The 25,060-nt window shown below is 63.0% G+C and carries 25 protein-coding genes; 20 read left to right on the plus strand and 5 right to left on the minus strand.

Features of this window, described 5'->3' with window-relative positions; all coding sequences use genetic code 11:
• The first annotated feature begins 20 nt into the window (after positions 1–20).
• Together H0241_RS10280 and H0241_RS35615 are read left to right on the plus strand one after the other, a co-directional pair.
• On the plus strand, positions 21–230 hold the full coding sequence (locus H0241_RS10280; RefSeq protein WP_181057312.1) for a hypothetical protein: 210 nt from the start codon (positions 21–23) through the stop codon (positions 228–230).
• Between the two features lie 63 nt (positions 231–293).
• On the plus strand, positions 294–563 hold the full coding sequence (locus tag H0241_RS35615; RefSeq protein WP_235984222.1) for a PilZ domain-containing protein: 270 nt from the start codon (positions 294–296) through the stop codon (positions 561–563).
• A 251-nt stretch (positions 564–814) separates the two neighbouring features.
• On the opposite strand, the gene H0241_RS10285 is transcribed toward H0241_RS35615, so the two are convergent.
• Positions 815–1,114, minus strand: a complete 300-nt coding sequence (locus H0241_RS10285; protein WP_181057313.1) for a DUF1236 domain-containing protein — start codon at positions 1,112–1,114, stop codon at positions 815–817.
• Between the two features lie 203 nt (positions 1,115–1,317).
• On the opposite strand from H0241_RS10285, the gene H0241_RS10290 reads away from it, so the two are divergent.
• Positions 1,318–2,076: a DUF1236 domain-containing protein gene (locus tag H0241_RS10290; protein ID WP_181057662.1), complete on the plus strand. Its 759-nt coding sequence runs from the start codon at positions 1,318–1,320 to the stop codon at positions 2,074–2,076.
• Between the two features lie 150 nt (positions 2,077–2,226).
• Complete coding sequence (locus H0241_RS10295; RefSeq protein WP_181057314.1) at positions 2,227–3,228, plus strand: L,D-transpeptidase family protein; 1,002 nt, start codon at positions 2,227–2,229, stop codon at positions 3,226–3,228.
• Between the two features lie 745 nt (positions 3,229–3,973).
• Here the strand turns inward: H0241_RS10295 and H0241_RS10300 are convergent.
• The 3 genes from H0241_RS10300 to H0241_RS10310 form a co-directional block, all read right to left on the minus strand.
• On the minus strand, positions 3,974–4,165 hold the full coding sequence (locus H0241_RS10300) for a hypothetical protein (protein ID WP_181057315.1): 192 nt from the start codon (positions 4,163–4,165) through the stop codon (positions 3,974–3,976).
• Positions 4,166–4,551: 386 nt separating this feature from the next.
• Entirely contained in the window at positions 4,552–5,496 is a 945-nt protein-coding gene (locus tag H0241_RS10305; protein ID WP_181057316.1) for a DMT family transporter, read from the minus strand.
• A 257-nt stretch (positions 5,497–5,753) separates the two neighbouring features.
• Complete coding sequence (locus H0241_RS10310) at positions 5,754–6,173, minus strand: VOC family protein (protein ID WP_181057317.1); 420 nt, start codon at positions 6,171–6,173, stop codon at positions 5,754–5,756.
• A 332-nt stretch (positions 6,174–6,505) separates the two neighbouring features.
• Between H0241_RS10310 and greA the strand changes: the two genes are divergently transcribed.
• Complete coding sequence (gene greA / locus H0241_RS10315; RefSeq protein ID WP_181057318.1) at positions 6,506–6,988, plus strand: transcription elongation factor GreA; 483 nt, start codon at positions 6,506–6,508, stop codon at positions 6,986–6,988.
• Positions 6,989–7,187: 199 nt separating this feature from the next.
• On the opposite strand, the gene H0241_RS10320 is transcribed toward greA, so the two are convergent.
• Positions 7,188–7,877 (minus strand): GntR family transcriptional regulator, encoded by a 690-nt coding sequence (locus tag H0241_RS10320; RefSeq protein ID WP_181057319.1) that lies wholly within the window; start codon positions 7,875–7,877, stop codon positions 7,188–7,190.
• A 295-nt stretch (positions 7,878–8,172) separates the two neighbouring features.
• Between H0241_RS10320 and H0241_RS10325 the strand changes: the two genes are divergently transcribed.
• From H0241_RS10325 to H0241_RS10395, 15 genes are all read left to right on the plus strand, one after another.
• A complete protein-coding gene (locus H0241_RS10325) occupies positions 8,173–9,300 on the plus strand; it encodes a BMP family ABC transporter substrate-binding protein (protein ID WP_181057320.1) in 1,128 nt (375 codons plus the stop codon).
• Between the two features lie 18 nt (positions 9,301–9,318).
• Positions 9,319–10,461 (plus strand): ABC transporter permease, encoded by a 1,143-nt coding sequence (locus tag H0241_RS10330; RefSeq protein WP_181057321.1) that lies wholly within the window; start codon positions 9,319–9,321, stop codon positions 10,459–10,461.
• A complete protein-coding gene (locus H0241_RS10335; protein ID WP_181057322.1) occupies positions 10,461–11,387 on the plus strand; it encodes an ABC transporter permease in 927 nt (308 codons plus the stop codon). The genes H0241_RS10330 and H0241_RS10335 overlap by 1 nt, the downstream gene beginning before the upstream one ends.
• A complete protein-coding gene (gene biuH, locus H0241_RS10340; protein WP_181057323.1) occupies positions 11,384–12,103 on the plus strand; it encodes a biuret amidohydrolase in 720 nt (239 codons plus the stop codon). Before H0241_RS10335 ends, biuH begins: the two co-directional genes overlap by 4 nt.
• 10 nt (positions 12,104–12,113) lie before the next feature.
• Positions 12,114–13,637, plus strand: coding sequence for an ABC transporter ATP-binding protein (locus H0241_RS10345; RefSeq protein WP_181057324.1), 1,524 nt, complete (start codon positions 12,114–12,116; stop codon positions 13,635–13,637).
• Positions 13,637–14,305 carry a cysteine hydrolase family protein gene (locus H0241_RS10350; RefSeq protein WP_181057325.1) on the plus strand — a complete coding sequence of 223 codons (669 nt, stop codon included), beginning with the start codon at positions 13,637–13,639 and terminating at the stop codon, positions 14,303–14,305. The genes H0241_RS10345 and H0241_RS10350 overlap by 1 nt, the downstream gene beginning before the upstream one ends.
• Positions 14,298–14,648 (plus strand): cupin domain-containing protein, encoded by a 351-nt coding sequence (locus H0241_RS10355; RefSeq protein ID WP_181057326.1) that lies wholly within the window; start codon positions 14,298–14,300, stop codon positions 14,646–14,648. Before H0241_RS10350 ends, H0241_RS10355 begins: the two co-directional genes overlap by 8 nt.
• On the plus strand, positions 14,645–16,495 hold the full coding sequence (atzF, locus tag H0241_RS10360; RefSeq protein ID WP_181057327.1) for an allophanate hydrolase: 1,851 nt from the start codon (positions 14,645–14,647) through the stop codon (positions 16,493–16,495). Before H0241_RS10355 ends, atzF begins: the two co-directional genes overlap by 4 nt.
• A 315-nt stretch (positions 16,496–16,810) precedes the next feature.
• The gene (locus H0241_RS10365; protein WP_181057328.1) at positions 16,811–18,820 is read left to right on the plus strand and encodes a CocE/NonD family hydrolase; all 2,010 of its coding nucleotides are present in this window, start codon (positions 16,811–16,813) and stop codon (positions 18,818–18,820) included.
• Positions 18,821–18,839: 19 nt separating this feature from the next.
• Positions 18,840–19,790 (plus strand): ABC transporter permease, encoded by a 951-nt coding sequence (locus tag H0241_RS10370; RefSeq protein ID WP_181057329.1) that lies wholly within the window; start codon positions 18,840–18,842, stop codon positions 19,788–19,790.
• Positions 19,774–20,661 carry an ABC transporter permease gene (locus tag H0241_RS10375; protein WP_181057330.1) on the plus strand — a complete coding sequence of 296 codons (888 nt, stop codon included), beginning with the start codon at positions 19,774–19,776 and terminating at the stop codon, positions 20,659–20,661. Before H0241_RS10370 ends, H0241_RS10375 begins: the two co-directional genes overlap by 17 nt.
• Complete coding sequence (locus H0241_RS10380) at positions 20,658–21,623, plus strand: ABC transporter ATP-binding protein (RefSeq protein ID WP_181057331.1); 966 nt, start codon at positions 20,658–20,660, stop codon at positions 21,621–21,623. The genes H0241_RS10375 and H0241_RS10380 overlap by 4 nt, the downstream gene beginning before the upstream one ends.
• A complete protein-coding gene (locus H0241_RS10385; RefSeq protein WP_181057332.1) occupies positions 21,620–22,654 on the plus strand; it encodes an oligopeptide/dipeptide ABC transporter ATP-binding protein in 1,035 nt (344 codons plus the stop codon). Before H0241_RS10380 ends, H0241_RS10385 begins: the two co-directional genes overlap by 4 nt.
• Positions 22,651–24,213 carry an ABC transporter substrate-binding protein gene (locus tag H0241_RS10390; RefSeq protein WP_181057333.1) on the plus strand — a complete coding sequence of 521 codons (1,563 nt, stop codon included), beginning with the start codon at positions 22,651–22,653 and terminating at the stop codon, positions 24,211–24,213. The genes H0241_RS10385 and H0241_RS10390 overlap by 4 nt, the downstream gene beginning before the upstream one ends.
• A 43-nt stretch (positions 24,214–24,256) precedes the next feature.
• A complete protein-coding gene (locus tag H0241_RS10395; RefSeq protein ID WP_181057334.1) occupies positions 24,257–24,937 on the plus strand; it encodes a TetR/AcrR family transcriptional regulator in 681 nt (226 codons plus the stop codon).
• Positions 24,938–25,060: the final 123 nt, after the last annotated feature.

The following is a 25,060-nucleotide window of genomic DNA, read 5'->3' on the forward strand; positions in this document are numbered from 1 at the left end:
ACCGCGGTGGAGGATAACAAGTGGGCATTCGAAGCAAGGCCACGGAGGCTGGCATTCTGCGGCCATCCGAACTCGACCTGTTGGGGCGTGTATTCCAGCAGCTCAAGCTCGAAGGTCAATCGCCAGAAGCACGCGACGCTCTCGCATCCCGGATTATCGCGAACTATATGGCCGGCGTGTTCGACGAAGCCGAGCTCGTCACTCTTTCGAGGCAACCGCTGGGCCGGTAGTGCGCTTCCATCCCGCGTGCCGGAATGAAGGGTTTCGGTTCGTCAACTCAGAGGAACAAGGCAATGCCGACTGACCCACCAATAGAGCGACGGTCGCATATCCGTGACCTTGTTCTGAAGGAAGCGACAATCGACTCCGGCGACGCCACTATCAATTGCCTGGTTTGTAACCAGCACGCTCACGGTGCGGAGTTACGGGTGAAGGCCGACATCGCAATTCCCGACCGTTTCGTGCTTCACGTCCCTGTCGATCGTACCAGTTATCGCGCCGTGGTGCGGTGGAGACGGAAGGAGCGACTTGGGGTGCAACTCGATGCGGGAAGGCAGACGTAGATGGCGGTAGCCACCAGCCATGCCTGGATGCACCGCGCCTCTGGTGGATGTCATCCGCTTTGCGCGCAATCTCCGCTCGGATTGGCCAGCCGTAATCACAACCGGCTACGCTGATGCGGACGCGATTGCCGATCGACCGTCCGATGTCCCGTTGCTTGGCAAGCCGTTCCGCGAAAAGGTTACCTCAATCGGCCGACTTGGCACCGGCAAGCCCGCCACTCCGGAAAGCGGCGGGCTTGGATGAACTTGGATCACTGAATAATCTTCACGATCTTGCGGGTGCCAGGATCAACCACCACGGTCTGGTTGTCGACCACGACGTAGCGGTATTTGACGTTGGGAACTTCGTGAAGTTCAACGGTATCGGGCAGAGCCGTGCCGACATTGAGTTCCACGCCGGGAAGCTTGACGGAAGCGAGCGGCTGCTTGTGCACATACTCCTTGATTACCGTTTCCTGCTCAGGCTGGATGATCACATCCTGAGCGGCTGCAGCGCCAACACCGGCGAGTAGCAAAAGTCCTGCCGCGGCGGTTGTAAGATGCATTCTCATGATCGTCTCCTTTCCTCTGTGAGCGAGCCCTTGCGCTGCGCGTTTGATGCCATTCGCAGCCGGGTCTCATGGTCGTAAACGCCATCGGATGTGGCTTGTTCCTTCAAATTTCTGCCTGTCGGTTTTGCCAATTCGCGTTGGAACAAAGCTTTTCGGTTGAGGTTTACCCAGCGAAGGGACCGACACTTTCGAGGAGACTTTCCATGAAACATATTCTGATCACCAGCATGCTGGCGCTCGGCGTTGGCTGCGGAGCCGCACTAGCTCAGACACAGCCAGCCGAAACCCAGTCGGGCGCCGACGCCAAGTGCGCGGCCGGCGCGGCCGACTGTCAAAAGGGCTCGAAGATGAAGATGGGCGAGCGGGCCCAGGGCAAGGCCAAGGTCCAGACGGACCAGCAGGCTCAAGGCAAGCCCAAGCTCAAGACCGGCGAGCAGGCCCAAGGCAAGGCAGGTGTGACCACCGATCAGCAGGCCCAGGGCAAGGCAGGTGTGACCACCGATCAGCAGGCCCAGGGCAAAGCCAAGGTCCAGACGGACCAGCAGGCTCAAGGCAAGCCAAAGCTTAAGACCGATGAGCAGGCCCAGGGCAAGGCTGGTGCGACAACCGACCAGCAGGCTCAGGGCAAAGCCAACGTCCAGACCGACGAGCAGGCTCAGGGCAAGACCTCGACACAGACTGACCAGGGCTCGACTGCTTCCATCACCAACGTGACGGTCGAACAGAAAACCCAGATCACCCAGGTCATCAAGGAGACCAGGATCGAGCCGGTGTCCAATGTCGATTTCGACATTTCGGTCGGCATCGAGATTCCCCGGCACAAGATTCGGCTGCATCGTCTGCCGGCGCGTATCGTCAAGATCGTGCCAGCCTACGAAACCTACGAGTATTTCGTTTTGGCTGACGGTCGCATCGTCATCGTCGATCCGGATACGCTGAAGATCGTGCTTATCCTGACCTGACCTTGAAAGCCCATCGCACCGAAACGCCCGCCACGTCGACGTGGCGGGCCTTTCCATAAGATCTGCTGATGAATCAGCTTTCGGCGAACGGAACCAGAAAGGCCGTTCCGCGTCATAAGGGAGGTTCTGTGCAGCTCCGGAGTTGACTCGATGTTTAGGCTCCTTCTTTTCGCCGCGGCGCTCGCCCTTGCTTGCGGCGGGGCGGAGGCGGCCAAGCTGGACCAAACCGCCGTCAATCAGGCCCAATTCGGCGTCGGCCAACCGAAAGGTGACAATCCAACTATATTGAAAGCCCAGATTCTTCTGGATCGTGCCCGATTCTCGCCGGGCCTGATCGACGGCCGCCTCTCAAAGAACTTCGCCAAGGCAGTCAGCGCCTTTCAGACGGCGAACGGATTCCAGTCCGATGGCACGCTCACGCGGGAGACCTGGGACAAGCTGATGGCAACCTCCGCCAGCCCGGTTCTGGTAGCTTATGAGGTGACGCGTAAGGATGTGCGCGGACCCTTTACCAAGCGGATTCCGGCCCGCATGGAGAGGATGGCCCGTCTGCCGCGGCTGGGCTATCGCAACGCGGTAGAGAAGCTGGCGGAGCGCTTCCATGTTAGCGAACAATTGCTGAGAAGACTCAATCCCCGCGCCGGTTTCGGGAGGGCCGGCGTGACCTTGATGGTGCCAGATGTTGGCCGGGGCGATCCTCCTGCGGGCGTTGCCAGCGTCGAGGTCGACAAGGGCGCCCGACAGGTGCGCGTGCTCGATCCTTCCGGCAGATGGCTCGCAGTCTACCCCGCATCGATCGGGAGCGACGAGAAGCCGGCGCCAAGCGGCATGGCAGAGATCAAGCGCGTAGCGCAAAATCCTACCTATCACTACGATCCGCACTTCGCCTTCAAGGGAGTAAAGACCAAGCGGCCCTTCACCATTGCCGCGGGGCCAAACAATCCAGTCGGATCGGTCTGGATCGACCTTTCAATCGAAAGCTACGGCATTCACGGCACGCCCGAACCCGGCAAGATCGGCGCGACTTTCTCACACGGCTGTATCCGGCTGACCAACTGGGATGCCGAAGACCTCGCCTCTATGGTGCAGAAGGGAACGAAGGTGAACTTCAAGGACGAGATGGCGGACGCAGACGTCAAGCTCGCCGATTAGACCATGCACTCCGCGATGGCTGCCTAAGGGGCTCGAGCTCTTGCGGGCGGCAACCCCTCAATAAGCCGCAGTGACCGACGGCTTTACTGTTGTCTCAGTAACACCTGGTCGGCCACTGCTTCGACTTCGGAGTAACTCTTTGACCCGGACCTTGTCGCCGATCGACGGGCTCACCTCAGCACCCACCAAACGATGGCGGCACACAGTAAAAACACGAGCGCGGCACACGTAATCAATATACCTCTTCGCGATTGCCATCCTGGCGGCTCAGCCGGCACAAGCGTGAACTGCTGGGCATGCTCCGTAGCGATTTTCAGCAGGGATGAAGCCGTTTCCCGCGGCGTCCACCCTTGCGCTTCCGACGCAGTCACCAGCGCTGCGAATGCGGCTTCCAAGGCGACTTCGCAGTTTGCCTCCCGGTCTGGGCTATCCTTTGACAATATGGGTGGTTCGACGGCTCGGGACATGCAGACAAATCGGCTCGCCGATAAAAGGTTCCCTGCGCGATCAGGAGCAACCTGTCGATCAGCTGGCAAGGGTCAGCGATCATTCACCGTTTGTTGACCATATTAGGCCAGGCTCATAAACGGACATGCCAAGTAGCTCGTACATGCCAAAGGCCCCAGCGCATCGACCCAGCGCCGGGGCCTTTTTAGTTTTCGTCCCTCCAACTGGGTTGCGCCTACAGGCCTGCCAGGGCGAGGCGTCCAGTCGTTCCATTGCCTCATACAAGGCTATTGGTGGTCTACAATCGCTTGAAGTCCGCGAGCCCCAACCGTATTCGCTGACCTTCCGCATAGGCCAGTGCGAACGATTCCATATTGAATGATCGGGTCAGTTCCTGGTCATCCTCGACCACGCGGACGAACCATTCGCCGCAGGCCTCGATCACTTCAACACAGGGGCAAACCCAGGCGTTGAATGTTACATCATCCATTTCGCACTGCCTCCCGCGCAATGTGGACAATCACGAATTTATGGGACCGCCGAAATCAGTTCTTCAAGTTACAAACGTCTTTAGGGTCTCGACCAAACTCAACCGAGGACCCGCGCCTTCTCCCTATACGGAAGAAGCGCGCAGGCCGCCGGCTCCCCCACCTCGCCAAGCAATGGGATTATCTGCAGAGGGACCGTTGCCAGCAATAAAGTTTGACATAGTGGGGCGAAAATGCTGCGACCAGGCAAAACTCACGATAGCCTTTGCGATCAGCGGGTCCAGCGCCTGCGAGACGACTGCGGACGAACATCGCAACATCGCACGCGGCGGGAGCATGGTCGCGGGTCAAGCAACCGCTTGTCGAAGTTGCGTTGTCGGTTTGGTGGTTATGCTGGCCTTGGTTTGATCACGGTGGCAAGTACGATGCCGGCGACGATGAAGGCCGCACCGACCAGATCGTAATCGTGCAACTCCTCGCCGAGCAGAAGATAGGCGAGCACAGCGACGAACACAGTCTGAAGGTAAAGCAGCATGCTCGCCCGGCTCGCGCCGAGCGTTTCCACGCTTTTGTTGTAGAGATAGTACATTAGGGCGCCACCGGGACCCGCCAGATAGGCGAGCGCGAGAATGCTGTGGACGTTCATGGCGGAGCGTTCATCGTTGAACAATTCCCACACATGGAAAGGCAAGGCGACCAGCGCCCCGGCGCCGAGCAGCAGCACGACCATCGGCAGGAGTTCGATGCCGAATTTGGCACGGCGCAAAAGCACGGTGTACAGGCCCCAGCAGAAGGCGCTGCCGACGATCCACAGCTCACCGGCGTTGAACTTGAGTTGCAGCAGCGCCGTCAGGTTCCCGTGGGCAACGATGAAAATCATCCCGGCGAGCGCAACCAGCGCGCCAAGCGACTTCCACAGCCCGAGCGGCTCGCCAAGCACGAAACGGGCGAGCACCATCGTCATGACAGGCGACAGCGCCATGATGATACCGGCCGTGGTGGCGTCGGTGTCGTTGAGGCCATGGTAGATCATACCCTGGCACAGCGTGAGGCCGATCGCTCCCACGGCGATGACCTCCGCGGCGCGCGTGCGCAAAAGGCCGATCATCGCGTCGTGATGACGGTGCACAATCGGCAGCAGGATGGCGCAAGCAAGCGTCAGCCGCCAGAAGCAGAGGCCCCAGGGCGGCATCTCGGGCGCCACCCATTTTGCCGCGATGTAGACACCAGCCGAAAGCAGCCAGCACAGGACCGCGGCCGGATAGCCGGTCAAGGAGGATATAGGCCCGACCTCGGGTTGCGCGGCTTGATGCGCTATCGGCATTGCCTGCATGCCATGCCCCTCCCTTCAATGACATAGGCCCGACGGGGGCAACATAGACTGCGTCGTTAGGTTGTGCATCCGTTTTGAAAGGATGAGGTCAAAAGGAATCTGCGCTCGTCTTTGATGGGGCGAGGAGGTTCTTTCCCGTGAGCGACGACCGGAACGGGTCAACTCGCGACATCGGACATTGGACGTTCAACGTCCGCTATCGTTGTTCATTCCACGACAAGCGGGCCCACTGCTTTGAGGCTGATAGAGTAACTATGTCAGTCGGCCATGTCGCCAGAAGGCATTGCGGAAACGTCCATCCACATCGCGCCCACGGCATGACCATCGGGATCGGCGAGGTCGCGGGTATACATGAACCCATGATCTTCGACTGGATTGATGTCGGCGATGCCACCGTTCGCAGCAGCTGCGGCGGCCATCGCATCGACCGCCTCGCGGCTATCCAGCGACAGCGCCAGCATTACCTCGCTGGACGTTGATGGCGGGATGGGGCGCGTGGTCATAGTCTGCCATTTTTCACGGCTCAGCAGCATGAAGTTGATTTCTTCACTCCACACCATCCCGGCAGCCGTCTCACTGGCAAACGTGGGATTGTTCTTGAACCCGAGAGATTCATAGAACGCCGTGGATGCCTTCACGTCGGCCACCGGCAGGCTCACAAAAATCTTCTTGCTCATCGATCATTCCTTTGGTTGTTGAGATACAGTCCAGCGAGTGGCGCCTGCTTTAAGACGGTTGACCGCCCACAGATCCGACACAGCATCTCAACTTTTTTAGATCGCCTGCGCAGTTGCAGATCAGCGCCCAGGCAACGGCGCGAGGCGGAGCCAGACAGAGGTGGCAATCCTACTGGCGGGTGATGCCGGCCCGCTGCTCAATTGAATGCAAGGGAGCAGCCTGCCTTGCCCAGGACGTTCCTGCCGAAGCCTGGCGCCCAGATTGTTGCAGCTTTACTGGCAGCCCTACGCTATCTGATTAATGACGGTGTTCGACAGGGAGTTTTGACCAATTGAGCGTAGCATTTGCCAAGGAGGAAAGCGCCGAGGCAGCGGCGGAAACCATATTGCCGGCTCGGCCTATCTCCGATCGGATCAACCTCGTCACTGAGGCGGGGCTTAAGATGCTGCAGGATGAATTGGCTCGCGCCCAGCAGGCTCTCGAGGCCGCTAACGTGCTGGAGGATGTCAACGAAAGGCGGCGGCAGTCGGCGGTTCCGGTTCGAGATATGCGCTATTATACCGAACGCGTTCGTACGGCTCAGCTTATGTCTGTGCCGACGTCCAATGAAGTGATCACCTTCGGTCACACCGTTACCTTCGAGCGCGATGATGGCCGCACTCAGACCTTCCGCATTGTCGGTGAGGATGAGGCCAACCCGTCTCGAGCTTCCATATCGCATGGTTCACCGGTTGCCATCGCGCTGATTGGCAAAACCGTTGGAGATATTGTCCATCTGGGTCAGCGCGAACTCGAGATCCTGTCCATCTCTTAGTTGGACATCGGGGGAGGGCGCACGACCGAATTGCCGTGGGCGCAACATGGTGGTTGCAAGGCGGCTACTCAGGACCAATGGCCAATAACGGACAGGCAGATTCTGGGGTGCGAAGAGCATAGCGGACGTTCCGCTCGGTGCGAAGGTCTCCGGCTGACAAAGCAGACTTTGGCCTCCGGTCGTTTGGAACTTTGCTTTTTCAGGTGGCGACACGCGGCTTTGTCGTACTTGCGTCCTTCGTCTGTTCGCCAACGGCAAACACAGCGCTCGCTTCGCTGACGATCGAGACGTGATCCTTGGCAGCCTTGCCAGCGGCATTGCCGTCGCCACGCATGATTGCGGTGACAATGGCATCGTGCTCCTGCCAGGATTTGGCGAGCCGCCCCGGCAGCATGAATTGCGCCCGGCGGAAGGGTGCCAGACGGCCGCGCGTCATCACCGTCATTTCGTAAATATGCGTGTTGTGGGCGCCCCGGTAGAGCCGGCTATGGAACTCGGTGTTGAAGTATTCATAATCCTCCTCGGCGCCCAGCTGCACCAGCCGCGCCGAGCCCTGATGCTCGATCTCGAGCGCGCGGCGCTCGATGCTGGTCATGCGCTCGGCGGAAAAGCGGGCGCAGATCGCCTCCAGTTCGGCCATGCTTTCGAACATCGAGGCGAGATGTTCCTGCGTCACAACCGCGACGATGGCGCCCCGGTTGGGACGCCTTTCGACGAGACCCATGGCGCTGAGATGGCCGAGCGCCTCGCGCACCGGCGTGCGTGAGACGTCGAAGCGGGCGGCCAGCGATGCCTCGTCGAGCTTTTCGCCGGGACGCAGGAAGCCGGTGACGATGCGGTCGCCGATCGCCCGCACCATCTGATCGACCGTCGTACCTGACCTGATCAAGCCGCGCTTTCCCGACACGTCTCCTCCGTCCAGTCTTTTTGCAGGGTTGGCTCGCGGGCCAGTCCCGACTCGGGGTCGCCTCACTCTATGCCTTTATTTTAATCTACATGTCAAACTGGCTATTTTCAAGGCAGAAAGTGTATGCAATTGCCCTTCGCTTGTGCAGACAGGCTCGGCACTACAACTGATTCTATTGCATAAATTAAGATTTTTGAACTGGCACATTGATTGCATGCACTTTCCTGAGAAGGCGTTAACCGACCTGGAAAAAGGGTCCTGTAGGGGAGCATAAGAGATGACCGACAGATTCATGCTTAGCCGCCGCCAACTGCTCAAGACCTCTGCCGCCGGAGCAGCACTTGGCCTTGCTTCGGCAGCCTTTCCCATCAGGAGGGCGTTTGCCGCGGCCGCCACAGTCGGCTTCATCTATGTCGGGCCGAAGGACGACTACGGCTACAACCAGGCGCATGCCGAGGGTGCGGCGACGCTGAAGGGCATCGAGGGCATCACCGTTGTCGAGGAGGAGAATGTGCCCGAGACGGTCGATGTCCAGAAGACGATGGAATCGATGATCAATCTCGACGGTGCCTCGCTGATCTTCCCGACCTCGTTCGGTTATTTCGATCCCCACATGCTGGCCATGTGCAAGAAGTTCCCCGACGTGCAGTTCCGCCATTGCGGCGGCATGTGGAACAAGGACAAGCATCCGATGAATGCCGGCTCCTATTTCGGCTATATCGGCATGGGCCAGTATCTCAACGGTGTCGTCGCCGGCCACACCTCGAAGAGCAAGAAGCTCGGCTTCGTCGCCGCCAAGCCGATCCCGCAGGTGCTGCTCAACATCAACTCCTTCCTGCTTGGCGCACGCTCGGTCGATCCGACCATCACGTGCCAGGTGATCTTCACCGGCGAATGGTCACTGGCGGTCAAGGAGGCGGAAGCCACCAACGCGCTGGTCGACCAGGGCGCCGACGTCATCACTTGCCATGTCGACAGTCCGAAAGTTGTGGTCGAGACAGCCGCCGGGCGTGGAGCGTTCGTCTGTGGCTATCACGCCAACCAGAGCCCGCTTGCGCCTGAAAAATATCTCACCGGCGCCGAATGGAACTGGGCCAAGGTCTACAAGATGTTCGTCGACGACCTCGTCGCCGGCACGCCGCTGCCCAACTTCACCCGCGGCGGCCTGGCCGACGGCTTCGTCAAGATGAGCCCGCTCGGCCCCGCCGTCGGCGAGCCGGCGCGCAAGCAATTCGATGCCACGCTGGCCGAGATGATGAAGGGCGGCTTCGCCGTCATCAAGGGGCCGCTCAAGAGCAACAAGGGGGTGGTCGTCGCCACCGAGGGACAGGCATTCCCCGAGACTGCGATCGAGCTGGAAAGCATGGACTATCTGGTCGACGGGGTCGTCGGCTCGACCGCCTGATCCGAGGGGAACGGCACGATGGTGGACACGGTGGCAGGATCCGACATGCCGGCACTGTTCGGCGCCAGGGGATATCCGCCGACGCTGGAATGGATTGCGCGGCGGGCGGAGGCCTTTGTCATCCCGCTCGCGGCGCTGATCGTCGGCATGGCCCTGTTCAGCCTGTTCATTGCGCTCGTCGGCAAGTCGCCGATCCTGCTCTACGAGACCATGTGGCGGGGCGGCTTCGGCTCCTGGTTCTCGGTGCAGAATTCGCTGTCGCGGGCCGCACCGCTGCTTCTGGCGGCGCTCTGCGTGGCGCTGCCGGCGCGGCTCGGCCTCGTCGTCATCGGCGGCGAGGGCGCCATCGTGCTTGGCGGAGTCGGAGCCGCTGCCATCGGCGTGGCGCTCAGCGGCGCGCCTTCCTCAATCGTCATTCTTGCCATGGGCGTGGCGGGCATGGCCGCCGGCGGCATCTGGATCGGTGCCGTCGGCGCGCTGCGCCACTACCGGGCTGTCAATGAAACCATCTCCAGCCTGCTGCTGGCCTATATCGCCATCGCGCTGATGAACCAGCTGGTGGAAGGGCCGCTGCGTGATCCGGCCTCGCTCAACAAGCCGTCGACCCAGCCGCTGGCGGACATCTACCGCATCGGCAACATTCCGGGCATGGATGTGCATTGGGGGCTGGTCGTCGGCATCCTCGCCTGCATCATATCCTGGGTGCTCATTGAAAAGACCCGCTGGGGGTTTGCCGCGCGCATCGCCGGCGGCAATGTGCGGGCAGCGCAAGTGCAGGGACTGGCTGTCGGCCCCTTGATCGTCGGCTTTACCGCACTAGCCGGCGGCTTTGCCGGGCTTGCCGGCATGCTGGAAGTCGCGGCGGTGCAGGGCAGCGCCAACGCCTCGCTCGCGGCCGGCTATGGCTACACCGGCATCCTCGTCGCCTTCCTTGCCCGCCATAATCCACTGGCCATCATTCCGGTCGCCATCCTGCTTGGCGGCATCGATGCCTCGGGTGGACTGATCCAGCGCCGCATGGACCTGCCCGACGCCACCGTGCTGGTGCTGCAAGGCATGATCTTCATCATCATCCTGCTCAGCGAAACCTTCTACGGCCGCTTCAAGGCCTTCAATCCCGATCTTTGGAAGCGGCCCGATCTCGTGCGGGGGACTGCCTGATGGATGCGACCGAGATCGGCCTCTGGGGCGTGCCGCTGGCCATACTGGGCGGCGCCATCCGTGTGTCGACGCCCTTCATCTTCGTCTCGCTGGGCGAGGCGATCACCGAGCGGTCCGGCCGCATCAATCTGGGGCTTGAAGGCACGCTCGTCTTCGGCGCCATGACCGCCTATGCGGTGGCGGTGATGACCGGTTCGCCGTGGCTTGGCCTGCTCGCCGCAGCCTTCGCCGGCCTCTGCTTTGGGCTGTTCCATGGCTGGATCTGCAAATTCCCCCGGGTTAACGACATCGCCATAGGCATCGCACTGATGCTGTTCGGTTCGGGCCTCGCCTTCTTCTTTGGCAAGCCCTTCATCAAGCCAAAGGCGCCCAATCTGCCGGCCATTCCCTTTGGCGGCTGGTCCGATATTCCGCAGGTGCAGGCGGCGCTCGACGTCAACGTGCTGTTCCTGATCGGCGCGGTGCTGTCAGTCATTCTGTGGTGGGCATTCCGCAATACGCGCGCCGGGCTGATTGTGCGCGTCGTCGGCGACAGTTCCGATGCTGCGCGCGCCATGGGCCTTAACCCCGACACGGTGCGGCTGCTTGCCACCGGCGTCGGCGGCGCGCTGGCGGGGATCGGCGGCGCATATCTGTCGCTCTATTATCCCGGCAGCTGGACCGAACGTATTTCGTCGGGCCAGGGTCTGATGGCGGTGGCGCTGGTCATCTTCGCGCGCTGGAACCCGCTCGGCTGCTTTGCCGCGGCACTTCTGTTCGGTGGCGCCGGTGCGCTGGGCCCCGCGCTGCAATCGGTCGGCGTCACGCAAGGCTACTATCTGTTCTACGCCGCGCCCTACATCCTTACCCTCATCATCATGATTGCCACTTCGTCGCCGACACGCTCGCTTGCGGGTGCGCCGGGCGAATTGTCGATCACCAAATGACTGGAGTTTTGCCCGTGAACGCCAGAGCCGAAATCACCCAGCGCACGATCGACGCCGAGCCCTATCCGTGGCCTTACAATGGCGATCTCAGGCCCGACAACACGGCGCTGATCATTATCGACATGCAGACCGATTTCTGCGGACCGGGCGGCTATGTCGACCATATGGGCTACGATTTGTCGCTGGTGCGGGCACCGATCGAGCCGATCAAATCGGTGCTCTCAGCGATGCGGGCCAAGGGCTACACCATCATCCACACACGCGAGGGGCACCGGCCCGATCTTGCCGATCTGCCAGCCAACAAGCGCTGGCGCTCACGGCGCATCAATGCCGGGATCGGCGATCCCGGTCCGTGCGGGCGCATCCTGGTGCGCGGCGAGCCGGGCTGGGACATCATCCCCGACCTCTATCCGATCGAGGGCGAGCCGATCATCGACAAGCCCGGCAAAGGCTCGTTCTGCGCCACCGACCTGGAGCTGATCCTCAACCAGCGCGGCATCGAGAACATCGTGCTGACCGGCATCACCACCGATGTCTGCGTGCACACCACCATGCGGGAGGCCAATGACCGCGGCTATGAGTGCATGATGCTGGAAGATTGCTGCGGGGCGACCGACCACGGCAACCATCTGGCGGCGATCAAGATGATCAAGATGCAGGGCGGCGTCTTCGGCACGGTGTCGAATTCGACGGCGCTCGTCGCGCAGCTGCCGTGAGGAGGCCGCGATGAGTGGCAGGAAAGCGGTCGGCGTCGAAACCATCGGCATGACCATGCGCTTCGGCGGCTTCACGGCGCTGGACGCCGTGTCGGTGAAGGTGCCGGCGGGTTCGTTCCACGCGCTGCTCGGCGAGAACGGCGCCGGCAAGTCGACGCTGGTCAAATGCATGATGGGTTTTTATCATCCGACCTCCGGCGACATGCTGGTCGACGGCCGGGAGGTGTCAATCGCCAGTCCGCGCGACGCCTCGGCGCTTGGGCTTGGCATGGTCTACCAGCATTTTACACTCGTGCCGTCGCTGACGGGGGCGGAGAACCTCGTCATCTCGCGCGAAAAGGTTCCTGATATCATCGACTGGCGCAAGGAGCGTGGCGACCTTGCCGAGTTCATGGAGCGCATGCCGTTCAAGCTGCCGCTCGACGTCAAGGTGGCGGAGCTCGCGGCCGGCGAGAAGCAGAAGCTTGAAATCATCAAGCAGCTCTATCTCGGCCGCTCCTTCCTGGTGCTGGACGAGCCGACCTCGGTGCTGACGCCCGGCGAGGCGCAGGAGGTGCTGGGCCTGGTGCGCGACATGACCAGGGCGGGCGACCTCACCGTGCTGATGATCTCGCACAAATTCCACGAGGTCACGGCATTCGCCGACGATGTCAGCGTGCTGCGCAAGGGCAAGCTCACGGGAACCGGCCGCGTCGCCGATCTCGACCACAAGGCGATGGCGGCGATGATGATCGGCGACCAGCCGATCGCCGCACTCGACAGCCGGGCCGCGCCAAGGCCAGACGCCGAGATCGTGCTCAAGGTCAAATCGCTGAAGGCGCCGGACCGAACCGGCTTGAAGTCGATCCGCATCGAGGATCTCGGCGTGCGTTCGGGTGAGATCGTCGGCATCGCCGGCATTTCCGGCAACGGCCAGAAGGAGTTTCTGGAAGTGCTTGCGGGCCAGCGTCCGCGCGACGCCGGCGAGGTGGTGGTGCGCGGGGCCGCCTATGCGGCGACGCGGGCAAAGGCGCGCGCGCTCAATGTGCGGCTCATTCCCGAGGAGCCGCTGAAGAATGCCTGTGCGCCGAAAATGACGGTGGCCGAGAACATCTCCTTCCGTACCTTCGACATGGACGGCAATGGCCGGCCGGTGAGCTGGATCAGCACCAGCGCCATCCGCGCCTTCAGTGCCAGGCTGGTCGAGCAGTTCAAGGTCAAGACCGCCTCGCTGTCGTCGCCCATCGCCTCGCTGTCGGGCGGCAATGTGCAGCGCGTGGTGCTGGCGCGCGAGCTGACCGGCGAGGTCGATCTGCTGATCGTCTCCAACCCTTGCTTCGGCCTCGATTTCTCGGCGGTTGCCGAAATCCGCGCCCGCATCATGAAGGCGCGCAATGCGGGTGCGGCCGTGCTGCTGATGTCGGAAGACCTCGACGAACTCTTGGAATTGTCGGACCGCATCTTCGTCATGTCGGATGGCGCGCTGGTCTACGAGACGCCGATCGCGCAGGCGAGCGTGCAGACCATCGGCGAGCATATGGCGGGACATCACTGATGGCTGAAATCGACGCGCAGCCATTCGCCTTCTCTTTCAAGAAGCAGACGATGGCGCTGGTCGTCATCGACATGCAGCGCGACTTCGCCGAGCCGGGCGGCTTCGGCGCCAGCCTCGGCAACGATGTCAGCCGGGTGACCGCGATCGTGCCGACGGTGAAGCGACTGATCGAAGGCTTTCGCGCTGCCGGCTTGCCGGTGATCCACACCATGGAGTGCCACAAGCCCGACCTCTCCGACTTGCCGCCGGCCAAGCGCAATCGCGGCAATCCGTGGATCCGCATCGGCGATTCCGGTCCGATGGGTCGCGTGCTGATCGCCGGCGAGCCGGGCACGGCGATCCTCGACGAGCTTGCCCCCCTGCCCGGCGAGATCGTCATCGAAAAGCCCGGCAAGGGCGCGTTCTATGCGACCAGCTTCGGTGACGACCTCAAGCGGCTCGGCACTCAGCACCTCGTCTTTGCAGGCGTCACCACCGAGGTCTGCGTGCAGACGACGATGCGCGAGGCCAATGACCGCGGCTATGAATGCCTGCTCGCCGAGGATGCGACGGAAAGCTATTTCCCCGAATTCAAGGCGGCGGCCATCGCCATGATCCGCGCGCAGGGCGCCATTGTCGGCTGGACGGCGACCACCGACCAGGTGCTCAAGGGAATTGCCGATGCCTAATCTTGCCTTTGCCGGCCTGCTCGACGGTGGCTGGCGCGGTCTGGCGTTCGAACATTTCCGGGACGGCATCACCGTGCACTGGCTGCTCAAGGGCGGGCCGGTCGAGCCGTCGGTCGCTATCCTCAACTACCGGCCAGGTGCCAGCGTGCCGCGCCACCGCCATGTCGGGCTGGAAACCATCGTTGTGCTTGAGGGCACGCAGAGCGACGAGAATGGCGACTATCCCTCGGGCAGCGTCATCCTGAATCCGGTCGGGACCGAGCATTCGGTGTGGACGAAGGATGGCTGCGTCGTGCTGATCCAGTGGGACCTGCCGGTGATCATTCTGGGAGAAGCCACATGAACGAGATCCGCTTCGACATCGGCAGTTTGCACGCGGCCTATGCCAGCGGTGTCACTGTCGCTGCCATGATCGACGCCGTGCATTCCCGTATCGCGGCGGCTGACGATCCCGGCATCTTCATCCACCTCGCCGACAAGGCGCACATGCTGGCGCAGGCGCAAGCGCTCGGGCCGTTCGATCCGATCAACAAGCCGCTGTGGGGCGTGCCGTTCGCGGTGAAGGACAACATCGATGTTGCCGGAATGCCGACGACCGCCGCCTGCGCCGAATATGCCTATATGCCTGACAAGGACGCTACCGTGGTTGCCCGGCTGAAGGCCGCTGGCGCGCTGGTGGTCGGCAAGACCAATCTCGACCAGTTCGCCACCGGCCTTGTCGGGGTGCGCACGCCCTACCCGATCCCGAGGAACGCCGTCGATGCCAGCCTGGTGCCGGGCGGGTCCTCGTCGGGGTCTGCTGTCGCGACGGCGCGCGGCATCGTCTCGTTCGCGCTCGGTACCGACACGGCGGGGTCCGGCCGCATCCCCGCCGGCCTCAACAACATCGTCGGGCTGAAGCCGACCGTCGGCGCGCTCTCCGCCGCCGGGGTCGTGCCGGCCTGTCGCACGCTCGACTGCGTCTCGGTGTTCGCGCTCACCGTCGACGACGCCTACGCAGTGTACGGCGTGGCGGCGGCCAAGGACCCAGCCGACGCCTATTCGCGGACTGTGAAGGTGCCGGCCTTGGTCGCGCGCCCGCCGGTGCTGAGAGTCGGCGTGCCGGCGAAGGCGGAACTCAAATTCTTCGGCGATGCCCCGATGCAGGCCGGCTTCGAGGCGGCGCTTGGCCTGCTGGAAAGGCTCGGCTGCCGGCTGGTCGAAATCCCCTTCGGCGATTTCTACGCCACCGCCAACCTTCTCTACGAAGGTGCCTGGGTGGCCGAACGCTATGCGGCGATCCGCGATTTCATGGACGCCAACGAAGCGGCCCTGCACCCGGTAACGCGCCAGATCATCGGCGGCGCGCGCAGCTTGTCGGCGGCCGACGCTTTCAAGGGCCTCTATGCACTGCAGGCCTACAAGGCGAAGCTCGCCCCGGTCATCGCCTCGGTCGACCTGTTTTGCGTGCCGACGGCGCCGACGCATTATGCGCTCGATGCCGTGCTCGCCGATCCGATCACCACCAACAGCCGGCTCGGCACCTACACCAATTTCGTCAATCTGCTGGACATGTGTGGCATCGCCGTGCCGACCGGCAAGCGCCTCGACGGGCTGCCGATGAGCGTGACCTTGCTCGGCACGGCGGGCAAGGATTGGCTGACGGCGGCACTTGCGCGCGACATCCATGCCGCAAGCGGCCTGCCGCTTGGCGCGACCGGCTGGCCGCAGCCGGGCCAGTCGCGGCTTGGAGAATGCGCGCCGGACGCGATGATCGATCTGGTGGTTGTCGGCGCGCATCTTTCGGGCATGCCGCTCAATGGCCAGCTGCTTGAGCTTGGCGCCCGATTCTCGAGGAGTGCAAAGACAACGCCTTCCTACCGACTTTACGCACTTGCCGGCCAATCGGTACCCAAGCCTGGCCTCGTGCGCGTCGCCGGCGACGGCATGCAGATAGATGTTGAGGTCTGGCGGCTTGATCCGGATGCCTTCGGACGCTTCGTCGCCGCCGTCCCGGCTCCGCTTGGCATAGGCACGATCGAACTCGACGATCGTACGTCGGCAAAAGGATTTCTGGTCGAGACCGCCGGCCTCGCAGGCGCATCTGATATCTCTGCCCATGGTGGCTGGCGCAGTTTTATTGGACGCGCCCAAGATATTGCTGGTCAATCTGAACCGCAGAAAAAAAAGCCCGCCGTGCACCCGATGTAATCGAGTGAACACTAAAACTCGGGATTCGGAGGTCTGTTTTCAGGAAACGGCGAGGCTGACCTGAACGACCAATATGAGGCGCATCTCAGACACTTGATCAGCGCTAGTCAGAGGCTCGTGCAAACGGGCGCGGTCGATGCCGAGGAGGATTGTGAGGTCTGAACACATGGCGCGCGTCGCGTTTTATGAAGATCCTCCCTTTCCGCAGATAGACGGGTTTGTTCGCTGTCAGGATTAAAAAGCGCAAAGCGGGATTGCGCCTTAAATCGCCTTGTTGTACGAACGTTCAACAAGGCGATTTAACGAGTACCTGCCGTGGTACGAACCGAGTTCCCCTTTGCCGTCGAAACCGTCGATCCGCTCTGGATCACGCTGGCTGACGGCACGCGCATAGCCGCCACCCTGTGGCGCCCGCGCACTGACGCCAAGGTGCCTGTCGTCGTCGAAATGGTCCCCTATCGCCGCCGTGACGGCACCGTGGCGCGCGACATCGACATCCACCCCTGGCTTGCCGGCCATGGCATCGCTTGCGCCCGCATCGATATCAGGGGCTCTGGCGATTCCGACGGCGATCTGGCCGACGAATACCTACCGCGCGAGCAGCAAGACGCCTGCGAGATCATTGCCCATCTCGCAGCACTGCCCTGGTGCAACGGCAATGTCGGCATGACCGGCATTTCCTGGGGCGGCTTCAACGCGCTGCAGGTCGCGGCGTGCCGGCCGCCGGCCTTGAAGGCGATCATCACCAACTGCGCCACCGACGACCGCTACGCCGACGACATCCACTATATGGGCGGCGCGCTGCTCACCGAGCAGGAGATGTGGTCGAACTTCATGCTGGTGAAGAAGGCGATGGCGCCCGATCCGCAGATCGTCGGCGACGCCTGGCGCGCCATGTGGATGGACCGCCTTGCGGCAACAAGCTCGCTGTCGGAAGTGTGGCTCGCGCATCAGCGCCGCGACGAATACTGGCGGCAAGGCTCGGTCTGCGAGGACCATTCCGCGATCGAATGCGCCGTCATGGCTGTCTGCGGCTGGGAGGACAGCTATTCCAACTTCGTGCCGCGCCTGCTCGAACATCTGCCAGGACCGAAGCTCGGCATTGTCGGGCCGTGGTCGCATGCCTATCCCTGCCGCGGCGCGCCGGGGCCGCTGATCGGTTATCTGCAAGAGGCGCTGCGCTGGTGGCGTCACTGGCTCTGCGGCGAAGACACCGGCATCATGGACGAGCCGCCCTACCGTGTCTGGATCACCGGCGAAGAACGGCCGCAGCCTTTTTATCTTCCCGATCATGCCGGCTGCTGGGTCGCTGAGGACCAATGGCCGTCGCCGCGCATCGAGCGCCGCACCTTGCACCTCAACGCTGCCGGGCTGCGCAGCGAGCCTGCGCATGGAGCGACGCTTTCCGTACGTTCGCCGGCGACTGCCGGGCGCGATTGCGGTCGCTGGGGCGGCTATGGCGGCTCCTGTCCTGATATGCCCATCGACCAGCGCCGTGAGGACGGCATGGCGCTGTGCTTCGACACGCAGCCGCTGGACGATGACCTGACATTGCTCGGTGCACCGGAACTGGATCTGCTGGTCATCGTCGACCAGCCACATGTCAACCTCTCCGCCCGTCTTTGCGATGTCTACCCCGACGGTACCTCGGCGCTGATGAGCTATGGCGTGCTCAATCTCAGCCATCGCGACAGCCATGAGCATCCGACGCCGTGCTTGGTCGGAGCGCCTTTTCGCGTCAAGCTGAAGCTCAATGATTTCGCCCGCACCATCTCCAAGGGCCATCGTATCCGGTTGGCGCTGGCCAACCAGCATTGGCCGATCCTGTGGCCACAGCCGAAGCTGTCGACGCTCTCGGTTGCGACCGGCGACAGCACGGTGATGCTTCCTGTGCGCCCGCCGTCATCGCTCGACCGCGACGTCCGTTTCGAGCCAGCCGAAACCGCACCGCCGGTTCCCACCACGACGCTGGACGAGGGCTTCGACCGCCGCATTGTCACCGACGATGTCGGCTCCGGCGAGCAGACCATTGCGCTGACCTCCGACCATGGCCGCAGGCGCTACGACGATCGCGCCATCACCGTGTCTTCCTCCAACAGCGACACGATGAGCATCGGCAATGACGACCCGCTTTCGGCAAAACTCGTCACTGAATATCGCTGGGCCATTGCCAGCGCCGACGCCGACACCGAGGCGATGGCGGTGACCGAACTGACAGCGGACGAAACGCATTTCAACCTGAGTTGGCGGCTCGAGGCGCGAGAACGGGGCAAGCTCGTCCACAGCGCCTCGGCAACACGGCGCATCAGGCGCGATTTCGCCTGACAGGAGGAGGGAGGAGACCATGCTTGCATATGCAGTGAAGCGCATCGGTCTCGGTCTCCTGATCCTCGTGCTCGTCATGATCGCCATGTACGCGGCTGTCTTCCTCGTTCCGGGCGATCCGGCAAGTGTCGCGCTCGGGCCGCGCGCCACACCGGAACTGAAGCGGCTGCTGATCGAGCGCATGGGGCTAGACCAGCCGGTCTGGTGGCAGATCGTCGAATTCTTCCGCAACGCGCTGACCGGCAATCTCGGCTATGACGTCTGGTCGAACCGGCCGGTCTCGACCCTGGTCATGGAGGCGTTGCCGAACACGCTGATCCTCGGCCTGACTGCGCTCACCGTCGCGCTCCTCATCGGCGTGCCGCTCGGCTGCCTGTCGGTGATGCGGCGCGGCACGGCAGCCGATGCCGTCATCGGCGTGATCTCGGTCGGCGTCATCGCCGTGCCGTCCTTTGTCGTCGCGATTTATTCATTGCTGCTCTTCGCCGTCACGCTGCGCTGGCTGCCGGCCATCGGCGCAGGCGAGGCGGGTGACTTCGTCAGCCAGGCCAAGGCGCTGGTCATGCCGGCGGCGGCAATCGCGCTCGGCTGGATCGGCTACATCGCCCGCATGGTGCGCGCCTCGATGATGGAGGTGATGGGCGAGCCGCACATCCGCACCGCGCGCTCCTTTGGTCTGCCTGAGTGGAAGATCGTCTCCAAATACGCGCTGCGCATCGCCATCATCCCGACCATCTCGCTGGTCGCCGTCGGCCTCGGCAGCATCCTGTCCAGCGCCGTCTTCGTCGAGGCGGTGTTTGCCCGGCCCGGCATCGGCAAGCTGATCACCGACGCCGTCAACACCCGCAACTATCCGGTGGTCATGGGCACCGTGCTGATCATGACCGCCATCTACGTCTCCATCACCATAGCCGCCGATCTGCTCATTGCGCGGCTCGATCCAAGGGTGCGTGATGTATTCCGTGGCTGAGGCCTCTTTATCCACGCCGGACCGACAACGGTTTCCGCTGCTGCGCGCACTGCTTGCCGATCCGTTCACCTGCGTCGCGCTGATCCTGGTTGCCGGGTTCCTCGTCACCGCCGTCTTCGCGCCGTGGCTGGCGCCGTATTCGCCGCTCAAGATCGACGTGCTGCACAAGCTGCAGCCGCCATCGGCCGAACACTGGTTCGGCACCGATCATCTCGGCCGCGATCTCCTGTCGCGCGTCATCTATGGCGCGCGCACCGCGCTGACCATTGCCATGGTGTCGGTGGCCATCGCCGGCGCCATCGGCCTGCTGCTCGGGCTGGTCGCCGGCTACGGGCCGCGCTGGCTCGACGCCATTCTGGTGCTGACTTTCGACAGCCTGAATTCGCTGCCGATGATCATGTTTGCGCTCGCCATCATCACCGTGCTCGGCGCCGGCACCGGCACGCTGATCATCGTCATCGCCGCGACCTCGTTCCCGAGCTATGCGCGACTGATCCGGGCACAGACGCTGGCGCTGAAGAACAGTGACTACATCCTCGCCGAGCGCCTTCTCGATGCCAGCCCGGCGCGCATCATCTTCATCCACCTTCTGCCCAATGTCGTCGGCCCGCTGATCATTCTTTTGTCGATGGACATTCCGGTTGTCATCATGGTCGAGGCCGGTCTCAGCTTCCTCGGCCTCGGTGTGCGGCCGCCGACGCCGTCCTGGGGTTCGATCCTCTATGACGGCTACACCAGTATCCGCTCGGCGCCCTTCATGGTCATCTTCGGGGGGCTGCCGCTGGTGCTCGCGACACTCGGCTTCACCTTCCTTGGCGAAGGCCTGCGCGACTATCTCGACCCGCGCCTGCAGTTGCGGAGGCCGGCATGAGCGGCTCGCTTGCTGCCAGGGATCTCAGCGTCCGCTACGAGACGCCGCATGGCAGCGTGTACGCGTTGCGCCATGTCGACATCGAGGCGCATCCGGGCGAAGTGATCGGCATCGTTGGCGAAAGCGGCTGCGGCAAGTCCACGCTGGTCACCGCCCTGGCCAACCTGCTGCCCGCCAACGCCCGCATCGACGGGTCGATCAGCTACAACGGCGTTGACCTGGCCAAGCTCGACGCGCACCGCCAGCGCCTGCTGCGTGGCGACGAGATCGCGCTGGTCAGCCAGGATCCAATGACCGCCTTCAACCCGGTGCTGACCATCGGCGACCAACTCGTCGACTTCCAGCACCACCGCAAGGATCTCGGCCGTGCGCAGAAGCGCGCGCGGATCGCCGCCATGCTCGGTCGCGTCGGCATCGCGGATGCGGAACGGCGGATGGACTGCTACCCACACGAACTCTCCGGCGGCATGCGCCAGCGCGTGGCCATCGCGGCGGCATTGTTGACCGATCCCGGCCTGCTCATCGCCGACGAGCCGACGACGGCGCTCGATGTCACCATGGAGGCGCAGATCATCCATCTGCTGCGCGAACTGCGGCGCGAATACAACGGCATCGTCATCGTCGTCTCGCACCATCTCGGCGTCATCGCCGAGCTCTGCGACCGGGTCTATGTCATGTATGCCGGCGAGGTGGTCGAGGACGGCGAGGTCGACGCGATCTTCCACGACGCCAGGCATCCCTACACACAGGCATTGCTCGCCTGCGATCCAGCCCGCTTCCAAGAGCGGCTGGACAGGCTGCCGACCATTCCAGGCTCATTGCCCAATCTGACCCAGCCGCCATCCGGATGCGTCTACGCGCCGCGCTGCGACCGCGCCTTCGCGCCATGCGGCAGCGTCGTACCGCCACGGGTGAAACTGTCCGCCTCGCATATCGCGCGCTGCCACGCGGTGACGCCATGAGCCCGCTGCTCGCCATCGACGATCTGTCGGTGACCTTCGCCCGCAGCGGCTTGCTCAGCCGCCTGATCAACCCGTTCCCGTTGCCGAGCTTCAACGTCATCGACGGTGTGACGCTGTCGCTGATGCCGGGCGAGACGCTTGGACTGGTCGGCGAGTCCGGTTCCGGCAAGACCACGCTTGCCCGCACCATTCTTGGCCTTGTGCGCGCGGCGGCCGGCCGCATCGTCTTCGAGGGCAGGGACGTGCAGACGACGGCCGATTTCCGCGCCATGCGAAGGCGTTCGGCGATGATGTTCCAGGATCCGGTGGCGTCGCTCAGCCCGCGCCTGCGCATCGGCACGCTGCTGACCGAGCCGCAGGTCATCCAGGGGCTGCCGATGCCGGACCGCCGCGCCGCGGCAAAAGCGCTGCTGGCTCTGGTCGGGCTGCCGGCCTCCTTCGTCGACCGCTTCCCGCACGAGCTGTCCGGCGGGCAGGCGCGCCGCGTCGGCGTTGCCCGGGCGCTGGCGATGAAGCCGCATCTGCTGCTTGCAGACGAGCCGACCGCCGGCCTCGATGTGTCGGTGCAGGGCGATGTGCTCAACCTGATCGGCGAGTTGAAGCGCGAACTCGGTTTCGCCGCCATGATCGTCACCCACAATCTGGCAATGATCCGCCATGTCAGCGATCGGCTGGCCATCATGTATCTCGGCCGGCTAGTCGAGACCGGACCGACGCAGGACGTGTTCTCGGAGCCAATGCATCCTTATACCGCCACGCTGATCCAGTCCGAGCCGATACCCGACCCACGCCGACGCAGCCAAAACCCGGCCGTCACTGGCGAGATACCAAGTGTGTTCCGCCGGCCCTCGGGCTGCGAGTTCCACACGCGCTGCCCGATCGCCCGCGATCGTTGCAAGACCGAGGCACCGACCTATCGACCGATGGGCGCTGACCGGATGGTGCGCTGCCATTTCCCGCTGGTGACAGGCGGGCAAGAACGGGAGGCCTTCTCACGCGCTTCCGCAAACCAAAAGGGGAAACTGACATGACGCAATGGAACATGGACAGACGTGCATTCCTGAAGGCGGCCGGCGCGCTGGGCGTTGGCCTGACGATGAAGCCGGGTTTCGCCTGGTCGGCCGTCGGCGACACGTTGCGCATCCGAATGGAGGGCGATCTTCAGACGCTCGATCCCGCCTTCATGATCGGCGGCATCGAGGATGTGATGATGCGCGGCATTTACGTTTCGCTGAACCGGCTTGGCGATCTCAGGGAAGGTTCGCCATGGTCGCTCTGGGGTGCGGAGAAGCTTGAGCTGAAGGATCCGAAAACCATTGCGTTCACGCTGATCGACGGGCTGAAATGGTCGAACGGTTTTGGCCCTGTCACCGCCGAAGACGTGAAATTCTCGTATGAGCGTATTGCTGATCCGAAGCTGTCATCGCCCTGGGCCTACCAGTTCGAAAAGCTCGACCGCGTCGAGATTGTCGATGACAGATCCGGCATCATCCATCTCAAGGACCCGTACCAGCCGATCTTCGTCACCAGCCTGCCCTACTATGGTGGCCACATCATCAGTCGCGCCGGCACCGAAAAGGCAGGCGGCAAGTTCACCACAGAGCCGCCGGCGACCTGCGGCCCCTATCTCTTCTCGGACTGGCAGCAGAAGCAGAAGGTGACGCTCACCGCCAATCCTGACTGGCCGGGACCGAAGCCGGATTTCGGCAAGGTCGAGATCTACATCGTCGCCGACGATCAGGCAGCACAACTGGCCTATGAGGCCGACGCCTTCGACTACACCAAGATCGCCATTTCGGCGACGAAGGCGGTGAAGGCCAGCCCGCCCGCCAACACCGAGGTGATCGAAGCGCAGTCGACCCGCTACGTCTGGCTCACCATCAACATGCTGAGCCCGCGGCTCAAGGATTTGAAGGTCCGCCAGGCCGTGCAGTACGGCGTCGATGTCGGGCAGATCTTGACCGGCGTCTATGACGATCTCACCAAGCGCTCCACCGGCGTCGTCCAGCCCGGGACCAAATTCGCGCGGGCCGGCAATCTGATCGCCGCACCGGACTACGCGAAATCCGCCGCGCTGCTGGCCGAGGCCGGCGTCAGCGATCTGTCGTTGACACTGACGGTGATGAACGATTCCATCCGTGCAGCGACCGCGCAGATCATCCAGGCCAGCCTCGAACAGGCCGGCATCAAGGTCGAGATCCAGCCCTATGACGAGGCCGCGTTCTGGGGCGTCGGCGACAAGACGCAAGGCGACGGCTACAAGAACATCGATCTGGCGCTGATGGACTTCGCCGGTGGCGTCGACCCTTCCGAAAACCTGGTCTGGTTCCGTCCCGACCAGATCGGCGTCTACAACTGGTCCGGCTTCGACAGCGCGGAGTTCGAGACCAGCTACCAGCAGCTGGTGGCGGAAAGCGAGGAGGCCAAGCGCATCGCATTGTCCAACCGCATGGAGGACCTGATGGAACAGTCCGGCGGCTTCGTCTTCATTTGCCACCAGCCGCTGGTCGTCATCCACAAGGCCGGTTTCGAGCCGGTCATCTATCCCGACGGCCACCCCAATCCGGTCTTGTTCAAGAAGAAGGTATGAATCACTCCGTGGACAGAAAAGCCACGATCGATTAGCTGGAGCCATGACGGAAACAGGACCAGCACCTGAAAAACGCAAGCGCGGCGCCAAGAAATCGCCGCCGCGCTTCAGCCGCGAACAGGCTGACGTGCGCCGCTCCATGCTGATCGAGGCGGCGACGCGATGCCTGTCGGTCGGCGGCATCGGCGCCTTCACCATCGATCGCATCTGCAAGGAGGCCGGCGTCTCGCGCGGCCTCATCAACCATCACTTCGAAGGCCTCGATGGCTTGCTGGTCGAGGTCTACAAATCCTCGCTTTACGCCAGCGTCAACAACCAGATCGCCGAAGCCAAGCGGCGGCGCGCCGAGACGTCCGATTGGTCGCCACAGGCAGCGCTCGCTGCCCTGGTGCATTCCAATTTTTCGCCCGATTATTTCAGCCGCGAGAACCTGCTGATCTGGCTGTCACTGTGGGGCGAGATCGCCGTCAACCCGCGGCTCAAGGCGGCCCATCGCGAACTCTACGATGCCTACCGGGTGGAACTCGCCGAGGACATCGCCGCAGTCGCGGTGCCGCGCGGCAGGCAAGTCGACGCCCCGACGCTGGCGCGCAATTTCATAGCCCTCGTCGACGGTCTCTGGCTCGAATGGTGCCTCGATGAAAGCGTGCTGACGCCGCAGGCCGCCGAAGCCGCCGGCTTCGAGATGCTCGAAGCGCAGGTCGGGCCGCTGCGCGACTCATAACATTTCAGACCGGCGCATCACCCCCCTCTGTCCTGCCGGACATCTCCCCCTCAAGGGGGGAGATCGGATGTCGCGTCGGCCTTCGCCAACCATCAACATTGAAGGAGAAGCGCCTTCGATGGA

This window comes from Mesorhizobium neociceri (assembly GCF_013520985.1).
Classification (GTDB): Bacteria; Pseudomonadota; Alphaproteobacteria; order Rhizobiales; family Rhizobiaceae; genus Mesorhizobium; species Mesorhizobium neociceri.

Bases quoted from the DNA above. Each gene is read 5' to 3' on its own strand.
- H0241_RS35615 (WP_235984222.1), top strand. From the start codon at position 294: ATGCCGACTGACCCACCAATAGAGCGACGGTCGCATATCCGTGACCTT.
- H0241_RS10285 (WP_181057313.1), bottom strand. From the start codon at position 1,114: ATGAGAATGCATCTTACAACCGCCGCGGCAGGACTTTTGCTACTCGCC.
- H0241_RS10290 (WP_181057662.1), top strand. From the start codon at position 1,318: ATGAAACATATTCTGATCACCAGCATGCTGGCGCTCGGCGTTGGCTGC.
- H0241_RS10295 (WP_181057314.1), top strand. From the start codon at position 2,227: ATGTTTAGGCTCCTTCTTTTCGCCGCGGCGCTCGCCCTTGCTTGCGGC.
- H0241_RS10300 (WP_181057315.1), bottom strand. From the start codon at position 4,165: ATGGATGATGTAACATTCAACGCCTGGGTTTGCCCCTGTGTTGAAGTG.
- H0241_RS10305 (WP_181057316.1), bottom strand. From the start codon at position 5,496: ATGCAGGCAATGCCGATAGCGCATCAAGCCGCGCAACCCGAGGTCGGG.
- H0241_RS10310 (WP_181057317.1), bottom strand. From the start codon at position 6,173: ATGAGCAAGAAGATTTTTGTGAGCCTGCCGGTGGCCGACGTGAAGGCA.
- H0241_RS10325 (WP_181057320.1), top strand. From the start codon at position 8,173: ATGACCGACAGATTCATGCTTAGCCGCCGCCAACTGCTCAAGACCTCT.
- H0241_RS10330 (WP_181057321.1), top strand. From the start codon at position 9,319: ATGGTGGACACGGTGGCAGGATCCGACATGCCGGCACTGTTCGGCGCC.
- H0241_RS10335 (WP_181057322.1), top strand. From the start codon at position 10,461: ATGGATGCGACCGAGATCGGCCTCTGGGGCGTGCCGCTGGCCATACTG.
- biuH (WP_181057323.1), top strand. From the start codon at position 11,384: ATGACTGGAGTTTTGCCCGTGAACGCCAGAGCCGAAATCACCCAGCGC.
- H0241_RS10345 (WP_181057324.1), top strand. From the start codon at position 12,114: ATGAGTGGCAGGAAAGCGGTCGGCGTCGAAACCATCGGCATGACCATG.
- H0241_RS10350 (WP_181057325.1), top strand. From the start codon at position 13,637: ATGGCTGAAATCGACGCGCAGCCATTCGCCTTCTCTTTCAAGAAGCAG.
- H0241_RS10355 (WP_181057326.1), top strand. From the start codon at position 14,298: ATGCCTAATCTTGCCTTTGCCGGCCTGCTCGACGGTGGCTGGCGCGGT.
- atzF (WP_181057327.1), top strand. From the start codon at position 14,645: ATGAACGAGATCCGCTTCGACATCGGCAGTTTGCACGCGGCCTATGCC.
- H0241_RS10370 (WP_181057329.1), top strand. From the start codon at position 18,840: ATGCTTGCATATGCAGTGAAGCGCATCGGTCTCGGTCTCCTGATCCTC.
- H0241_RS10375 (WP_181057330.1), top strand. From the start codon at position 19,774: ATGTATTCCGTGGCTGAGGCCTCTTTATCCACGCCGGACCGACAACGG.
- H0241_RS10380 (WP_181057331.1), top strand. From the start codon at position 20,658: ATGAGCGGCTCGCTTGCTGCCAGGGATCTCAGCGTCCGCTACGAGACG.
- H0241_RS10385 (WP_181057332.1), top strand. From the start codon at position 21,620: ATGAGCCCGCTGCTCGCCATCGACGATCTGTCGGTGACCTTCGCCCGC.
- H0241_RS10390 (WP_181057333.1), top strand. From the start codon at position 22,651: ATGACGCAATGGAACATGGACAGACGTGCATTCCTGAAGGCGGCCGGC.
- H0241_RS10395 (WP_181057334.1), top strand. From the start codon at position 24,257: ATGACGGAAACAGGACCAGCACCTGAAAAACGCAAGCGCGGCGCCAAG.